Annotated in this window: 11 protein-coding genes; 6 read left to right on the top strand and 5 right to left on the bottom strand. The window is 73.5% G+C overall.

Annotation, left to right across the window (positions count from 1 at the left end; genetic code table 11):
- The first annotated feature begins 23 nt into the window (after window positions 1-23).
- On the top strand, window positions 24-221 hold the full coding sequence (locus ABD269_RS24680) for a hypothetical protein (RefSeq protein ID WP_301891168.1): 198 nt from the start codon (window positions 24-26) through the stop codon (window positions 219-221).
- 58 nt (window positions 222-279) lie between these two features.
- Here the strand turns inward: ABD269_RS24680 and ABD269_RS24685 are convergent, their stop codons facing one another.
- The 5 genes from ABD269_RS24685 to ABD269_RS24705 all read right to left on the bottom strand — a co-directional run bounded on the left by ABD269_RS24685 (window position 280) and on the right by ABD269_RS24705 (window position 9,701).
- A complete protein-coding gene (locus ABD269_RS24685; RefSeq protein WP_301891169.1) occupies window positions 280-1,302 on the bottom strand; it encodes a terpene synthase family protein in 1,023 nt (340 codons plus the stop codon).
- A 700-nt stretch (window positions 1,303-2,002) separates the two neighbouring features.
- Window positions 2,003-3,283 carry an MFS transporter gene (locus ABD269_RS24690; protein ID WP_344121126.1) on the bottom strand — a complete coding sequence of 427 codons (1,281 nt, stop codon included), beginning with the start codon at window positions 3,281-3,283 and terminating at the stop codon, window positions 2,003-2,005.
- The gene (lanKC, locus tag ABD269_RS24695) at window positions 3,280-5,778 is read right to left on the bottom strand and encodes a class III lanthionine synthetase LanKC (RefSeq protein ID WP_344121128.1); all 2,499 of its coding nucleotides are present in this window, start codon (window positions 5,776-5,778) and stop codon (window positions 3,280-3,282) included. The genes ABD269_RS24690 and lanKC (ABD269_RS24695) overlap by 4 nt, the downstream gene beginning before the upstream one ends.
- A 221-nt stretch (window positions 5,779-5,999) precedes the next feature.
- Window positions 6,000-8,561: a class III lanthionine synthetase LanKC gene (lanKC, locus tag ABD269_RS24700; RefSeq protein WP_344121130.1), complete on the bottom strand. Its 2,562-nt coding sequence runs from the start codon at window positions 8,559-8,561 to the stop codon at window positions 6,000-6,002.
- Window positions 8,562-8,639: 78 nt separating this feature from the next.
- Window positions 8,640-9,701, bottom strand: a complete 1,062-nt coding sequence (locus ABD269_RS24705) for a radical SAM protein (RefSeq protein WP_344121132.1) — start codon at window positions 9,699-9,701, stop codon at window positions 8,640-8,642.
- 208 nt (window positions 9,702-9,909) lie between these two features.
- On the opposite strand from ABD269_RS24705, the gene ABD269_RS24710 reads away from it, so the two are divergent.
- The 5 genes from ABD269_RS24710 to ABD269_RS24730 all read left to right on the top strand — a co-directional run bounded on the left by ABD269_RS24710 (window position 9,910) and on the right by ABD269_RS24730 (window position 14,547).
- Window positions 9,910-11,955, top strand: a complete 2,046-nt coding sequence (locus ABD269_RS24710; protein ID WP_344121134.1) for a sensor histidine kinase — start codon at window positions 9,910-9,912, stop codon at window positions 11,953-11,955.
- Complete coding sequence (locus ABD269_RS24715; protein WP_301891175.1) at window positions 11,948-12,631, top strand: response regulator; 684 nt, start codon at window positions 11,948-11,950, stop codon at window positions 12,629-12,631. The genes ABD269_RS24710 and ABD269_RS24715 overlap by 8 nt, the downstream gene beginning before the upstream one ends.
- Before the next feature lie 188 nt (window positions 12,632-12,819).
- A complete protein-coding gene (locus ABD269_RS24720) occupies window positions 12,820-13,434 on the top strand; it encodes a carbonic anhydrase (protein WP_301891176.1) in 615 nt (204 codons plus the stop codon).
- A gap of 55 nt (window positions 13,435-13,489) precedes the next feature.
- Window positions 13,490-13,960: a cyanase gene (cynS, locus tag ABD269_RS24725; RefSeq protein ID WP_301891177.1), complete on the top strand. Its 471-nt coding sequence runs from the start codon at window positions 13,490-13,492 to the stop codon at window positions 13,958-13,960.
- A gap of 86 nt (window positions 13,961-14,046) precedes the next feature.
- Window positions 14,047-14,547, top strand: coding sequence for a nucleoside deaminase (locus tag ABD269_RS24730; protein ID WP_344121138.1), 501 nt, complete (start codon window positions 14,047-14,049; stop codon window positions 14,545-14,547).
- The last annotated feature ends 11 nt before the right edge of the window (window positions 14,548-14,558 follow it).

Raw genomic sequence — 14,558 nt, forward strand, 5'->3', positions numbered from 1 at the left:
AAGGCATCCACGAAAGGAATCTCATGCTGGTCGCGCTGATCGACTTCTCGGCGGTGGCCGGGACCGTGGGCGGCGGCGGGGTGGGCAACCTCGCCATGACGTACGGCTATCTGCGCTTCGACACCTCGGTGATGGTGGTGACGGTGGCGGTCCTGATCGTGCTGGTGCAGATCGCCCAGCTGCTGGGCAACCTGCTGGCCCGCAAGGTGCTCCGCCGCTGACGCCCGTGCGTCACGTCCCCGGCCGGGGACGTGACGCACGGGCGGGACGGTGCGCCGTTCAGTCGACGGTCTGGGCTATCACGTCCTCGATCCGGGGAGAACGGATGACGTGCAGGACACCGACGTTGCTGTAGCGCGCACTGATGTTGCTCCAGTGGTAATTCCCCCGCATGCAGGCGCGGTTGGCGTCCAGGAAGCGGTGGGTGTTCTCGCGCTGTTCCGTGGAGAGCCCGAAGGCGTCGCACAGCCGGTCGATCTCGCCGACCAGCTGCTGGAAGCGCCGGGTCCGCCGGCGCACCATCTGCTGGAGCCGGGCGACGGCCTCGTCCTGCGAGCAGGAGTACTCCCTGCCCAGCAGCAGGACGGCGTTGTTCGGGTCGCCGTTCGCCTGGTCCTTCTCCAAGGAGTGCAGGTCGTTGGTGAGGGTGACGACCTCGGCGGTGATGTCGCGGGCCTCCAGCATGCACATGCTCTGGTGGATCTCCGGCGGTGCCTCGAAGTGCCCGCAGCGCTCGGAGACGTCCAGGACCACCTGGCTGCCGATCCCGTCCCGGCGCAGCTTCATGTACGAGTCCATGCCGAGCGCGGTGCCGCTCTTGCGGTTGACGGCCTCGGAGACGTACGTCAGGAAGTACTCCTCCCAGTGCCGGACGCTGCGCCCCCGCCAGGCGGCCGACATCCCCTGCTGGGCCCGGGCCCACAGGTTCGACCACAGGCGGGCCAGCGGGAAGGACGGCGTGACGGCGGGCCGGCCGGAGCCCTGCCGCGCGAGGGCCGCCATCTCGTGGCAGATCTCGTACGTGGCCGCGGGGTTGTGGCCCAGGGCGCCGTCGAAGAGATCGTCGAAAAAGAAGAAGAAGCTCTGCACGGCGAGGCCGAAGGTCAGCTCCCGCTCGGAGACGTCCGGCAGGAAGCCCGCCGCGAGCAGGGCGATGTTCCACGACCGGTAGCGCTCTATGTTCTGCTGGCTGCTGAGCAGACCCGCGGATATCAGCCATCGCTCGTTGCGATCGGCCACGGCGTCCACCCGTGGATGGGTCCTGGTGGGGAACGGTATGTCCAGGGCGATGTCCTGTGGCATCTGGGGCCGGCCTCCTTCGGGCCATTCCGAGCCGAACTCGTCGTTGCGGTACGGGGTGCTCGGGCCGGGCGCTGCCGGTCCTCATGCGCGCGTGGTGCCCTCGGCGGAGCGGAGGCGGGCCTTCCGTCGGGTCGGCACGGAAGAAGGAGGGGAGCGCCTGCGTTCGCTCCCCCATGGCGCGGCACGCGCGCCGTGTCCCCCTGGACGGTCGCTCCCAGGCTGGATCACTGCCCTCTCCCTCGTCCCCCCGCGGCAGGCCGTGCCTCCGGGCCCCGACTCCTCCCCGGCACGGGGCCTGGCAGGATGGTGCCCTCTAGACGCGAGCGTAAAAACGAAAACCATACATTCGATAGATGTATTGGGGCACACGGCGCACTCGGTCCATGCTGCATAGGCATTCGGCCTGCTCCGTGCGCCACGCGCCCCCTGATGCGGTTCAACTGCGGCGCAGGGGTTCCGGTGCCGTGATCCGGACGCCCGGGGAGGGCACACGGTGGGCGTGCGGCAGGGGCTCGGCGGGCCACCGGCGACACGCACGGCACTCGGGTCCGCAGCAGCGCCAGTGGGCACCGGTACGGACCTGGCTACGCGCCCATCGGCATATGGTGTCGGCATATCGGAGTGACCTGAAACCGTACCCCGCGACCGTCGGTTCGGGCCCGGAAGGAAGCGAACGGGCGGCCGGGCGCCCCGCGTTCGGTCACCTGCGCGGTTCGCAGACCGCCTCGGCGCCGCTCCCGGCGGTCTCCGCCTCCCGCGCCCCGGCCGCGAAGGCGCGCTCGCGCGGCAGGGCCAGGGCGAGCAGGCCGAGCAGGGCGCCGAAGAACAGGAACACCGCCGCGTCGGGCAGCCGGTCCACCAGGGCTCCGGCCAGTGCCGAGCCGAGCGGCGGCGTGGCCATGAACAGCAGCCCGATCGCGCTGTTCGCCCGCCCCTGGAGCCGCTCCGGCGTCCGCAGCAGCCGGGCCACCGTCAGCACCGAGCCGGACACCGCCACGGCCAGCGCACAGCCCGCCAGCAGCAGCGCGAGGGCCAACTCGCTGTCGCCCAGCGCCATCGCGCCGACGAGGAGGGCGCACATCGCCTCGGTGGCGAGCAGCACCCGGTCCGGGGTGAAGCGGTGCCCCACCCGGGGCGCCAGCACCACCCCGGTCATCGCGCCCACCGCCGATGCGGCGGTGAGCATCCCGACGGACAGTCCCGACGCACCCTGCCTGGCGCAGCTGACGACGACCGCGAGATACACCCCGTCCAGGACGAAGTTCTGGGCCGACGCGACCAGCGTCAGCCGCCGCAGGAGCCGCTCCCGCCACAGGAAGCGCAGACCCGTGGTGAACGACCGCCACCAGCCCTCGCGTTCCCCCGCCGGGGTGTACAGCGCCGGGCCCAGGGCGAGCACGCACGCCGCGGAGATCACGTACGACGCGGCGTCCAGCCAGAACGGGGCGCTCGGGGACACCTGGAACAGCAGCCCGCCGACCACCGGCCCGAGCAGGAAGGCCAGTTGGCCCCGCACCTGGTTGACGGCGAGCGCCGTGCTCAGCTTGTGCTCCGGTACGACCTGGCGGACCGAGGCGAGCCCGGCGGCGTTGAACGGCGCGGTCAGGAAGCCGAGGAGCACGCCTGCGGCCAGCAGGACGGCCGGCGTCGCATGGCCGGTGAGGATCGCGGCCGCCAGCGCCGCACTGGTCAGCGCGCGGCCCGCTTCGCAGGTCAGCAGGACCGTACGGCGGTCGAGGCGGTCGACGAGCGGCCCGGCGGGCAGGCACGCGAGCGCGAGGGCGCCGGTCCACACCGCCTCCACCAGGCCGACCCGCAGGGACGAGTGCGTCAGGTGCAGGACGAGCAGGGGCAGGGCGATGCCGGACGCGCCGGAACCGAGCATGGACAGCCCCTGTCCGGCGCACAGGAGCTGGAATTGGCGGTTGCGGCGCAGGCTCCCGGGGTCGGGGGGCCTGCGCCCGGCGCGGCTGCGGCTCATGGGCCCGTGTTCAGCAGGGGCAGCGACGGCCTGGCGGCGGAGCCGTCGCCCAGCGCGGCGTGGAGGGCGAGCAGGACGCCCGCCGTGCCGGTCGCGAGGTCCATCGAGAGCCGGAGCATGCCGTCCAGGGCGAAGGCGCGCCCGCCGCCGTGCCGGACCGCGTGGAGACCCAGACTCCGCAGGTGCGGGACCAGTGCGGAGTCGGGGCCGCTGAGGTGTGCGAGGCCGTACAGCAGCCCCGCCTGGCCGCCGAACAGCCCGGCGGAGAGGAGCAGTTCGGTGTCGGCGAGCCCGGCCCTGATCCGGTCGCGGGCCAGGGCGAGGTGCGGGGCCTCGCGGTGCCGGAGGTACTCGTGCAGGGCGATGCCGATGCCGGCGCTGCCGTGGTCGAGGGTGGAGAGCCACCGCCGGCCGTCCGCGACGTGCAGCCGCTCGCCGCCGGGGGTGCCGCAGCGCGCGAGGTCGCGGTTCAGTGCGGCCTCGGCGTGGCGCAGGTGCCGCGGGTCCGCCGTGGCACGGTGGAGGTGGGTGAAGAGCAGCGCCGGCCCCGACCAGCCGTGCAGCAGCCCGGTCCGGTCCCCGCCGGGCAGGTCCTCGCCGTCCAGGGCGCGGACGAGCCGGCCGGCGAGCCGGAGCGCGGTCCCGGTCCGGCCCAGGTGCAGGAAGGCCAGGGCGATCCCGGACAGCCCGCCGAACAGGCCCGCACCGCAGCCCCGTAGGTCGAAGGCGGCCAGCCGGTCGAGCGTCCCGCGCGCCTCCTCGCACCGGCCCAGCGCGTCCAGGGTGTACGCGACCCCGGCGAGCCCGTCGTAGAGGCCCGGCCGCGGCCAGCGGGTGGTCTCGTCCGCCCGGACCAGCCAGTCCACGTGCGCTTCGCGGTCCGGGTGGGCGGCGCGCCCGGTGGTGTGCAGGGCGTGGAGCACCCCCGCCGCGCCGAACGCCAGGCTCGCCGCCTGGCCGTCGAACTGCCGCACGTCGCCGGGGAACAGCCGGTCCGCCCGCTCCGGCGTCGCGCTGTGCAGGATCGCGTCCCGCAGGGAGTCGAGCGCGGCCCCGGCGCCGGCCGAGCGGTCGCGCGGCCAGTCGTCGCACAGCGCGCCGTCCCCGGCGACGGGTGTGGGCGGTGCGAGCTCCCGGCGCAGCCGGTCGCCGAAGCCGGGCGGTACGGGGAAGCGGCGTTCGGTCCAGGCGATGAGCTGCTCGGGTTTGCGGTCGTCGAAGCGCAGCAGCGGGGTCAGCGGGCAGAACAGCGCCAGCGCCAGGCATCCGAGCGCGTACGCGTCGACGGCCGGGCCCGAACGGGCCCAGGGCGCCGCGAACCCCGGGGTGGCCAGGGCCGGGCCGTGTCCCTCGCCGGTGGCGCCGGCCGTCTCGAAGTCGACGAGGCAGACGCTGCCGTCCGGGCGGAGCATGACGTTCCCCGGCTGGAGGTCGCCGAAGACGACGCCCCGGCCGTGCAGGGCCGCGACCGCCGCCTCGGTCCGGGCGAGCACGTCGCACGCCCAGCGGGTGTACGCGGCGGGGCCGGCCGTCTCCGGGTCGGGCCGGAGCAGGGGGTGCCTGCGGCCGACGGCCTCCTGGAGGGTTTCCCCCTCGATGAACTCCTCCACGAGGTAGTGGTGCTCCCAGTGGCGGGTGCGGGCGAACACCCGTGGCACGCAGGGCAGTCCGGCGAGCAGGCCGAGGGCCGCGTGCTCGCGGGTCAGCCGGGCGACGGCGTCCGCTCCGCTGTCGTCGAGTCCGGCGTGCGGCCGGGCCTCGCGGAGCACCACGCGGCGCCCGGTGTCCCGCTCGACGGCGCGGTACACCCCGCCGCTGTTCGAGAAGTGCAGGGCCTTCTCCACGCGGTAGGGGAAGGGCGCGGCGCCGCCCGCCCGCGCGGCCCGGATCCGCGCGTCGAGGAACGGCGGGACCTCCACCCACGGCGGCACCTTGAAGCCGGTCCCCCGTACGTCGGGGACGAGTTCGCCGTCCGGGCCCTCCATGGCGGGGACGTAGTCGCCGTCGGCGGAGAAGCAGTAGGCCACGTCGAAGGCGCCGTAGCGGACGTGGAGCGGGCCCTCGTCCCAGCGCAGGTCGCTCAGGATGTACGGGCCCTCGACGCCGCGCAGCGGCCGCGCGAGCGCGGTCAGGGTCCGCTCCAGCTCCCCGTCGTCGGCGGGGTAGACGGTGACGAGCTTGCCGCTGGCCGTCCGGGGGGCCTGTTTGCTGTCCATGCGGAGGTGGACGGCGGCGCTGCGCAGGAACTTGAAGCTCAGGCCGTGTTCGACGCAGTGGTCCCAGACCACGCAGATCGCCTTGTCCGCCGCGTCGGGGGCGGCCGAGACATGGATCTTCCACCCCTGGCGGGGCGTGCGGGCGGCGGGGTCGTGGAGGTGGACCCAGCCGCCGTGCTCGGCGCGCCGCCGGCCCGGTGGCGTGGGGAGCCCGGTGCAGGTGAAGCGGCTGTCGGCGTCGTCGAGGTGGTCGAGCGAGTCGACGAAGTGGTCGGGCATTCCGTCTCCTTGTGCGCGGGGCCCCGCCCCGGTCGTGTTCGTTCCTCGGCGGGGTCACCGCACTGCCGGCCGTCGGCGCGGTGCCGACGGCCGGCAGTCCCCCGTACGTGCGACAGACCGTCAGACCACGCCGCGCCCGCTCTCGTAGCTGTTTGCGCAGGGCCACAGGGCCGGGGTCTCCTCCTCCAGTTCCTGGAGTTCGAGGATCTCCGCCATGTCGTTCACCTCCTTCCGCCTTCCGCGAGGGACGGGAACCGCGGGTCGAGGTAGGGCAGGACCGGGCCGGTCCCCTCGAACGCGGAGCTCAGGGCGAGCAGGACGCCCGCCGACCCGGTGGCCAGGTCCGCCGCGAGGCGCAGCGACCGGAAGCCGGGGAAGGCCAGACGGCCGCGGTAGGACCGGGCGTGCCAGGCCAGGCGGTGCACCTGTGTGCGGATCCGGGCGCGGGTCTCCGCGTCGTCCTGCGGTGCGCCGGTTGCCGCGAGGACGGCGATGCCCCCGGCGCGGCCGCGGACCAGGCCGGAGTTGCGTACGTACAGCGCCCGGCAGGTGTGCAGGATCGTGCCGAGCGTGGTGGCCCGCGCCGGGTCGGGGCGGTGCCGCAGGAGGTGCCGCAGCGCGAAGGCGAGGCCGGTGCTGCCGCCGTGCAGGTAGGGCAGCCGGTGGGTGCCGTCGAAGAGGACGAGGTGGCCGTCGGGGAGCAGGGCGCACCGGTCGAGGTCGTGGCCGAGTGCGGTGTCGGCGGCGTCCAGCCAGTGCGGGTCGCGGGTCTCCTCGTGGAGGCGCAGGAAGAGGAGGGCGATGCCCGCGCCTCCGTGCAGGAGTCCGTACGGCGCGGGCGCGCCGGGGCGTGGGGCGAGAGGTCCGGACGCGACGAGGGCGGCCAGCCGCTCCGCCGTGCGGAGCGCCTCGTCGCGCAGTGAGCCGTCTCCCGTGACGCGGGCGAAGCGCAGCTGGTTCAGGGCGATGCCCGCCGCGCCGCTCGCGAGGTCGGGGCAGGTGACCCGGGCGGCGTCCGCGCGACAGCGGTCGAGGAGCTCCAAGGCATCTTCCCGGTGGCCCAGTTGATCGAGGGTCAGGGCGACGCCGTGCAGCCCGTCGTGGAGGCCGGGCCGTGGTGCGCGGTCCCGTTCGACGGCCGCCAGCAGCCAGGCGACGTACTCCTCGGGGATCCCGGCGCCGACGCGGTGCAGCGCGTGGAGGACCCCGGCGGCGCCGTAGGCGAAGGCGTGACCGCCGATGGACCGCGGGCCGGTGGGCGTGCCGGGGAAGAGGCGGTCGGCGCGGCCGGGTGTGGCCATGGCGTGGATGCCGGCGACCAGCGAGTCTCGGATCGCCGGCCAGTCGGGTTCCGGTGCCGCGAGGAGTGCTCCGGCGTGGTCGTACGGTACGGGCCGGTCCGCCGGGCAGAGGCCGGTGAGCAGGGCCGTGCCGAATCCCGGGGGCAGCGGGTAGGTCCCGTCGACGGCGGCGGTGAGGGTGCGGAGCTTGGCCGGCCCGTCGTGGGGGACGGGCAGGAAGAGCCACAGGCACAGGAGGTTCAGCAGGTACGCGGTGGCGTCGGCGCCGCGGAGGCCGTCGGGCGCGGTGTGGGCGGGGTCGCCGAGGGCGGGCGCGCGGTCGTCGGTGAGGTCGGTGGCGGTCGCGAGGTCGACGAGGACGACCCGGCCGTCGGGGCGCAGGAACACGTTCTTGGGGTGGAGCTCCCCCAGGCGCAGTCCCCTGCTGTGGAGTTCGCGCAGGGCCCGGCCGAGGGCGTCCAGGGTCGCGAGGGCCCAGGCGGTGTACGCGGCGGCTTCCTTCTCGGCGCGTTCCTCCGAGGTCAGCGGGAAGGCGAGTGCGGCGGCCTCGGCCAGGGAGGTGCCCTCGATGTGCTCCACGGCGAGGAAGTGGTGTCCGCCGTGGACGTGGTGGCCGACGGTCCTCGGGACGCGGTCGAGGCCCGAGAGCCGTTCCAGGGCGGCGCGTTCGCGGCCGAGCCGGGTGACGGCGTCCTCGCCGCGCCGGTCCAGGCCCGCGTGGGGGCGCGCCTCGCGCAGCACCACCTGCTCGCCGGTGCGCCGGTCGGTGGCGAGGTAGGTGCCTCCCCCGTTGGTGAACCGCAGCGCCCGCCTGACGGTGAAGGGGAGTTCGCCGTCCGGCGGGGCGTGCAGGGCCTCCAGGTCCGGGCGCAGCACGGCGGGCAGGGGCAGCCAGTCGGGGCGGCGGAAGAGGGGGCGGCGCCTGTCGGGGACGAGGGTGCCGTCCGGGGTCCGCAGCACGGGGGCGCTCCCGGTGCCTTCCGTGGCGGCGTACCGCGTGTGGAGAGGGCCCGAGCGGTGCCGCAGACCGCCGAGGACGTAGGGGCCGGGGGCACCGTCGAGCAGGGCGGTGAGTTCGCCCAGCGCCCGGGTCAGCGCGGTGTCGTCCGCGGGGTGGAGGATGATGAGGTCGCCGCTGGTGAACCGGTCGGCGTGCACGCCGTTGAGGGCGCGGGCGGTGGCGACGCTGCGGATGAAGTCGAAGGCCAGGGCGTGCCGTACGGCGTGGTCCCAGACGAGGTCGACGGCCTCGGTCACGGCGGCCGGGGTCACCGAGACGTGGATCTTCCAGCCCTGTTCCGGCAGGCCGGGCGCGTCGGGGCACAGGCGGACCCACCAGCCGTGTTCGGTGCGGGTCCAGCCCGGCGGCGGGGTGCGGGCGGCCGCGGCGAGCCGCTCGCCGTCGTCGGGGTAGTTCTCCGGGAGCTCGAAGAGGACGGGGTCGGCGAGCGAGAAGCGGTCGTAGTCCTGGAGAGTCATCATGGCGGTGCCCTCTGCCGGATTCCGTTCGGGTGGCGGTCACTTCACGGCGGTCGTTCCATCGCGGTCACTTCACTGCGGTCACTTCACGGCGGTCAGGAATTCCGGTGGGTCGAGCCGTACGGTGCGCCGGGCGATGCGGGCCCGGTCCTCCGGTGAGGCGAAGTGGTGGTCCATGCGGCGTGCGGCTTCCGCCCAGTCCTCGACGGTGTGGACCGCCGAGAGCGTCTCGATGACGAAAGGGTCGTCGAGGCGGGCGAGCGTGCGTTCCCACAATTCCTTTGCGGGTACGTCGAGCAGGCTGCCGACGGTTCCTTCGTAGGCGGGAATTCCGCGGACTTCGCCGTCGGGTTCCACCTGCATCAGCCGGGTGTCGGTCCGTTGGGCGACGCGTTGCGGGTTCATGGCGAGGTGGAAATTGTCGGTGGTGAACACCGTCACCGTCGGCGGGGCGAGTTCCCGCAGCCGGCGGAGTTGTTCCTCGCCCGCCATCCGGACGACCATGTCGTGGTCGAGGAGTTCGTACCGGCAGAATTCCGGGCGGCCTGCGAGCCCTTCGGGGACGGCGGCGTTGAAGGCGAGGGTGTGGAGTTCGGGGAACCTGCGGGCGATGTCCGTGGCGAAGCGTTCCAGTTGGCCGATGTTGGAGCGGATCACCACGCAGTCGATCCCGAAGCGCAGGCGGCGGGCGCCCTCGGCGCGGCGCCTGCGGGCCACGTCGTCGAGCATGCCGAGGGCGGTCATGACCCGGCCGAAGGAGCCCGCCCGGCCGCGGATGCGGTCGTGCACCTCGGCCGTGGCGCCGTCCAGGCTGACGATGACCTCGTCGAACGCCTCGGCGAGCCGTTCGGCGACCGACCGGCTCATCACCCACCCGCTGGTGTTGACGGAGGTCTTCACCCCGGCCCGGCGCAGCCGCTCCGCGACCTCGAAGATGCCGCGTACGACGAGGGGTTCGCCGCCGGATAGGGCGACGACCCGCGGCCCCAGGGAGATCAGGGCGTCGGTCACCCGCAGCATGTCCGGGGGGTGCAATTGGCGGGTCGGGCGCCGGCCGGATTCCGAATAGCAGTGCGAGCATCGCAAGGGACACGCATAGGTGGTGTCCCAGACGATCACTTCGGGACCGGCGGAAAGACTCATCGAAACCACCCGCTCTCGGAAAACCCGTTCGCCTCACCGAAATCACCTTCCCGGGCCCGCCGGGCCGGAAGGGGACGACTCGAGTGTGCGGCCCGGCGGGATTCCCGTGGACCCGGGCCGCCCCCAATCTCCCTGGAGGTTTTCCGCCACGCGGGAGTGCGGCCTTCTTCCTGGACGGGCGTGGCGCCGCCCGCCGATAATGACGGGTGTGACGGCCAGGGGCGGGTGGATGCGGGTGGCCGCGTGGGGCGGGGCTCCCTGCCTGCTCTGGGCGACCGTCATCGGAACGACGCAGTTGCAGAACCGCTATACGCTGCCGTGGATTCTCGGATCCGTACTCCCGTGTTATTTCGCCGGCCTGTTCAGCTGGTGGCACGCGCCGGCCAGCCCGATCGCGCGGCGTCTGCTGCTGATCGGTGTGGGTCTTTCGGCGACCATCGCCCTCCGCTACACCGAGACGCTGCTGACCATGACGTTCGGCTGGCGCCTGATCCCCCGGACCGGCTCCCCCTCCCCCGTGGGGTATCTCTGCCTGATCTGCGGGCAGTTGGACGACATGACGGTCAGCGTCCTCATAGTCCGGCTCCTGGCGCTGCTGCCCGACGGCACCGTCCGCTTCGCCTATGAGCGCCCCCTTCTGCGCTCCTTCTGGGCCCTGTTGGCCCTGCCGCTGCTGCTGCCGCTCACTCCGGCGTCCGACCGCATCGCCCACGGCCTGGTCTTCTCCTACCCGGAGGCGTGGCTGCCCGCGGTGGGCGCGCTGCTGCTCGTGGTCCGCTGCCTGCGCGCCCGGGCGGCCGGGCGGCGCGACATCGCCGCCCTGCTGCCGTTCGCCGTGCCGGGGGCGGCCGTCCTCCTGGCGCGGGCCTCGTCCCGGCTGTTCCGCCCCTGGCAGGGCGACCACGGCTACCTCTACTTCGTCGGCGCGCTCCTGGGCGCGCTGCCGTATGTGCTGATCTCCCTCCTCGTCGTCTACGCGGCGTTCCGCCACCGGCTGCTCGGCGTGGACATCCCGGTCAGCCGGCCGGCCGTGCACGGGGCGCTCTGCCTCATCGTCAACAGCTGGTATCTGGGCATGGCGATGACGCTCGGCCTGACCGCCGGCCAGTACCTGCCGATCGGGCTGGCCGTGCTGGTCGCCGTCACCGCGACCGCCCTGTTCCAGCCGCTGCGGACCCGGCTGAACCGCCTGGTCGAACGCCATGTCCTCGGCAAGCGCCTCACCAGCTTCGAGCTGCTCGTGCAGTTCGGCAGCACCCTGGAGCACGCGTACGACCTGGACCGGCTCGCCCCGCGGCTCGCCGCCGGGCTGCGGGACGGCCTCAGCCTGCGCTGGGTACGGGTGCGCCTGGGCGGGGACGGGCTGCCCGTCGCCCTGGCCGAGGCGGGCGAGCCGTCGGGCGGCCCCCTCCACGGCTCGTTCCCCCTCCGGCACGGCGACGAGGTCCAGGGGGTGATCGAGTACGGGCCGAAGCTGGCGGGCCGGTTCACCCCCGAGGACCACGACGTCGTGGAGACCCTCGCCGGACCGGCCGCGCTGGCCGTGCACAACGTACGGCTGGCCGCCGCGCTGTCCGCGAAGGTCGAGGAGGTGCAGCGGCAGGCCGCCGAGCTCGACGCCTCCCGGGCCCGCATCGTGCACGCCCAGGACAGCGAGCGGCGCCGCATCGAACGGCGGCTGCACGACGGGATCCAGCAGGAGCTCGTCGCGCTCGTCGCCCGGCTGGCGCTCGCCCGCAACCGGCTCCACCGGGGCGCCGACATCGACGCCGCGCTCACCGCGATACAGGACGACGCCTGCCGTGTCATCGACGAACTCCGCGAGTTCGCCCACGGGATCCACCCGCCCGTCCTCACCGACCAGGGGCTGGTGGCCGCCGTGACCTCCTGCGCCCGCCGGGTGCCGGTCCCCGTCACCGTGCACGGCGGGGACTCGCTCGACGGCGTGCGGTTCGCGCTCGACGTCGAGGAGTCCGCCTTCTATCTCGTCTCCGAGGCCCTCACCAACGTGCTCAAGCACGCCCACGCGCGCCATGTGGCGATCCGGTTCGCACGCGAGGACGGCTGGCTGCTGGTGGAGGTGTGCGACGACGGCACCGGCTTCCCCGTCGACTCCACCCGGGGGTCGGGCCTGACCGGCATGCGGGACCGCATCGAGGCGGTCGGCGGCGAGCTCGGGATCACCAGCGGACCGGGCGGCACCGCCATCCGCGCCCGGCTGCGGGAGAGCGTCAGAGAGGAAGCCCGTGCCTGAGACCCTGCGCGTCGTCATCGCCGAGGACCACTACCTGGTCCGCGAGGGCACGCGCCGCCTGCTGGAGGACACCGGGGAGGTCGAGGTCGTCGCCGCCGTGGGCACGGCGGAGGAGCTCCTCGCCGCCGTCGGCCGCCTGCGCCCCGAGGTCGTCATCGCGGACATCCGGATGCCGCCCGGCCACCACACCGAGGGAATCGCCGCCGCGCACGCGATCCGCGCCGCCCACCCCGGCATCGGCGTAGTGATGCTCTCCCAGCACGCCAACGAGCACTACGCCTTCGACCTGTTCCGCCGGGGCACGGACGGCCTGGCCTATCTGCTCAAGGAGCGCATCGGCCAGGTCGACGAACTCCTGCGCGCGCTGCGGGAGGTGGCCGCGGGCCGCTCGGTGGTCGACCCGCGCATCGTCGAGGTGCTGATGGGCAGTCATGTCCGGGCCTCCGACGCCCCGCTGGCCGCGCTCACCCGCCGCGAACTCGACGTCCTGCGGCACATGGCCGAGGGCAAGACGAACCGGGCGATCGCCGAGTCCCTGACGCTGTCCGAGTCCACCATCGAAAAGCACGTCAACTCCACCTTCGCCAAGCTCGGCCTCGCCGAGGTCCCCCAGCTCCACCGCCGCGTCAGCGCCGTACTGGCCTACCTGCGGCACGCCCCTTCGGGACCCGCGTAGCGCGGGCGGCCGCGCCGAGGAGCCGGCGGAGGTGGCGGAGTTCCAAGACCATGCGACCCGCTATAGATGTCACCAATGACTGTCATGGATACAACGTCTTGGACGCTATAGGTACAGGTCATGCATGGTGGAACACGTCGGACGGCGGAACACGCCGACCGGCACCGTCACCGGAGAAGGAGTGACCCATGCACGACATCACCGAAGGGTTCCAGCGCTTCAGGCAGGACGTGTTCCCCGCCCGGGCCGAGCTCTTCGCCCGGCTCGCGACCGAGCACCGGCCGGGTGCCCTGTTCATCGGCTGCTCGGACGCCAGGGTCGTCCCCGAGCTGATCACCCAGCGCGATCCGGGCGAGCTGTTCGTCATCCGCACCGCGGGGAACCTCGTACCGCCCTACGCACCCGGTGCGGACGGCGTCGCCGCCAGCATCGAGTACGCGGTGGGCGTCCTCGGCGTCACGGACGTGATCGTCTGCGGGCACTCCGACTGCGGCGCGATGACCGCGCTCGCCTCCGGCGGCGACCTCGGCGCCCTCCCGGCGGTGGCCGACTGGCTGCGCCACGCCGACGCGGCCAGGGCCCGCACCGACGCCACCGGCCCCGCCTCGGGCGCCGGCCGGGTCGCCGCCCTGGTCCGGGACAACGTCCTGAGCCAGCTGGCGAACCTCCGCACCCACCCCTCGGTGGCCCGGGCCCTCGCCCGGCAGGAGGTGACCCTGCACGGCTGGGTCTACGACATCCCGTCCGGCTCCGTCGAGGAGCTCGACACCACCAGCGGGCGCTTCGTCGCCCTCGCCGGCTGAACCACTCCCCGTTCCGGGTGACCGCCCGGACCGCACCGCAACGAAAGGCCTCACCATGATCCACGCACAGGCGGACCAGAACGCCCGTCAGCAGCTCGCCGTCCAGGTCGTCGACGCCAAGACCCGCAAGGACCTCTCCTGGCAGCAGCTCGCCGACGTGACCGGCCTGTCGGTGGCCTTCGTCACCGCCGCCCTGCTCGGCCAGCACGCCCTGCCCGCCGACGCGGCGAAGGCCGTGACCGGGCTGCTGGGCCTCGACGAGGACGCGGCCCTGCTGCTGCAGACGATCCCGCTGCGCGGCAGCATCCCCGGCGGCATCCCCACCGACCCGACGATCTACCGCTTCTACGAGATGCTCCAGGTCTACGGCTCCACGCTGAAGGCGCTCGTCCACGAGGAGTTCGGTGATGGCATCATCAGCGCGATCAACTTCAAGCTCGACGTGAAGAAGGTCGAGGACCCCGAGGGCGGCTCCCGTGCGGTGATCACCCTCGACGGCAAGTACCTGCCCACCAAGCCGTTCTGACCGGTGGCCGGGGCGGGGCCGGCTCACCGGCCCCGCCCCGGCCGCACCGCACACGCACCTCACGCATGTCACGCACAAGGAGCAGCATGGACTTCGCACAGCGCACCATCGACATCGCCCGGGCCAATGTGGCGGAGGGCGGGCGCCCGTTCGCCACGGTCATCGTCCGGGACGGCGAGATCGTCGCCGAGAGCCCCAACAAGGTGGCGCAGACCGGTGACCCCACCGCCCATGCCGAGATCCTCGCCATCCGCGACGCCTGCACCCGGCTGGGCACCGAGCACCTGACGGGCTGCACCATCTACGTCCTCGCGCACCCCTGCCCGATGTGCCTGGGCTCGCTCTACTACTGCAGCCCGGACGAGGTCGTCTTCCTCACCCGGCGCGAAGACTACGAGCCGCACTATGTGGACGACCGCAAGTACTTCGAGCTGGGCACCTTCTACGCCGAGTTCGGCAAGGACTGGGCCGACCGGCGGCTGCCGATGCGCTACGAGCCGCGCGAGGCGGCCGTCGGCGTCTACCGGACGTGGCAGGACGGCAACGGCGGCGACCGCCGCGTCCCCGGCGCCCCCACCGCGGCCTGAAGGGGAAGACG

This window comes from Streptomyces blastmyceticus (genome assembly GCF_039521185.1).
In the GTDB taxonomy this organism is placed as follows: Bacteria; Actinomycetota; Actinomycetes; order Streptomycetales; family Streptomycetaceae; genus Streptomyces; species Streptomyces blastmyceticus.